The organism is Halobacteriovorax sp., assembly GCF_041587335.1.
Lineage (GTDB): Bacteria > Bdellovibrionota > Bacteriovoracia > Bacteriovoracales > Bacteriovoracaceae > Halobacteriovorax.
The window spans coordinates 1-1,742 of the sequence record NZ_JBFGYP010000274.1; the positions used below are offsets into that span (position 1 = coordinate 1).

3 protein-coding genes are annotated in these 1,742 nt (G+C 37.1%); all 3 read left to right on the forward strand.

The genetic code is table 11. The features are described from left to right. Positions 1-758, forward strand: a 758-nt coding sequence (locus tag ABX784_RS17355; protein WP_372656317.1) for a CFI-box-CTERM domain-containing protein, incomplete at its 5' end; no start/stop codon positions are given. Between the two features lie 9 nt (positions 759-767). Further along, positions 768-1,148 carry a response regulator gene (locus ABX784_RS17360; RefSeq protein ID WP_372656318.1) on the forward strand — a complete coding sequence of 127 codons (381 nt, stop codon included), beginning with the start codon at positions 768-770 and terminating at the stop codon, positions 1,146-1,148. An 82-nt stretch (positions 1,149-1,230) separates the two neighbouring features. Next, positions 1,231-1,742: YebC/PmpR family DNA-binding transcriptional regulator (locus ABX784_RS17365; RefSeq protein ID WP_372656319.1), on the forward strand; the 512-nt coding region annotated here is incomplete at its 3' end.

Below are 1,742 nucleotides of genomic sequence, written 5' to 3' on the forward strand. Positions count from 1 at the left end.
TAACAGTGACAACTTATTTATACCTGTCTCAAACTGCTGTCGATACCTCTATTTCTGACCCTACAAGTGGTACTGACGGTATTTTTGTAGAGTTAAATATTAGTGGTGCCGTTTATGACTCATCTGTTACTACTTCTTTAAATAGTGTTGAGAAAGGTGATGAGAGACTGAAGTTTTACTACACTATCTCTGCAATTCAAAACAACTTTAGAGATATCGCAATATTCGATATTAGCAGTTACAACAGCAGTTTTGGCCTAGCAGGTGTGAATGAGATTCTTTCAATAGATGACGATGTTACTCCCGAGGCCAGTGGAAGTTTTGAGGCCAAGAATCTAACAAATAATAGAACTTATAATATTTCTTTTGCAGTAAGAGATTACTACGGATTCTATACTCCATTATCAAGTCCCTTAAGTGCAACTCCACTAGATATTGCTGAATTTCTTGAAAAGAATCAATGCTACTTCATTTCAGCAGGGTTTATGGAGCAACATTATGTATTGGATTATTTCAGATATATTCGTGACCACTACCTTCTAAAGGTAAAATTAGGCCAGAGTTTTGTGGACTTTTACTATAAAACGGCCCCGCTATATGTACCATACATTATGGAGCACCCTCTGCTTCAAGCTCTAATAAGGGCTGTAGCCTATACAATCTACTTCATTTTCAACTTTGGTCTCTATGCATTATGTTTAACTTTATTGGTAATTTTTCTTACCTCTAAGGTTTCCAAAAGTGCTATTCGCGAGTAATATAGTTCTATGATTGAGCGCAACAAGTATACGGTTCTCATCGTTGATGATGAACCAGACATTCTTGAGTTGATGGAAGAAGAGTTTAACTACTACGGATATCAAACTATGACTGCTGACTGTGGTGTTGATGCTATAGAGAAGATTCGCAATAATAAATTTGATGTTGTTGTATCTGACTATAAGATGCCTAACGGTAATGGAATGCTAGTGCTAGAAGAGGTTAACTCAATGGATTCGAGTATTAGACCCGATTTCTTCTTTGTTTCTGGACAGGCCGATATATCAATTAAAGATGCTCTTGATGCAGGTGCTAAGGAATTCTTCTCTAAGCCATTTGATTTAGATGACCTAATTAAGGTTATCGAAAAAGAATTAACTCTTAAGTAATTTCAATTTCTCCATGTGTTTTCCTTTCGTTTAAATTTTGCTAGTATCCTAAACTTAATAAAATACAATTAGGAGTTTAACTGTGGCAGGTCATAGTAAATGGGCAAATATTAGACATCGTAAAGGTGCCCAGGATGCAAAAAGAGGGAAGATTTTCACTAAGCTTATTAAAGAGATCACTGTTGCAGTGAAGACTGGTGGTGGATCTGACCCTGATATGAATCCAAGACTAAGGCTAGCTCTTCAAAACGCTAGAGGTCAAAACCTTCCTAAAGACACAATTCAAAGAGCGATAGACAAGGGATCTGGAGTAGGTGGAGAAGATTACACTGAAACAACTTTCGAAGGTTACGGACCTGATGGAGTCGCTGTATTTGTTGAAACTGCTACTGATAACAATACAAGAACAGTTTCTTCAGTTAGAGCTGCTTTTAACAAGTATAATGGCTCACTTGGAAAGGACGGCTGTCTTCAATTTATTTTCGATCGAAAGGGAATTTTTGCAATCGAAAAGAGCGAAGTAAAAATGGATAATGATGACTTCATGATGGAGATGATCGACGGCGGAGCTGAAGATGTGGACTTTGAGAATGA

Bases quoted from the DNA above. Each gene is read 5' to 3' on its own strand.
- ABX784_RS17360 (WP_372656318.1), top strand. From the start codon at position 768: ATGATTGAGCGCAACAAGTATACGGTTCTCATCGTTGATGATGAACCA.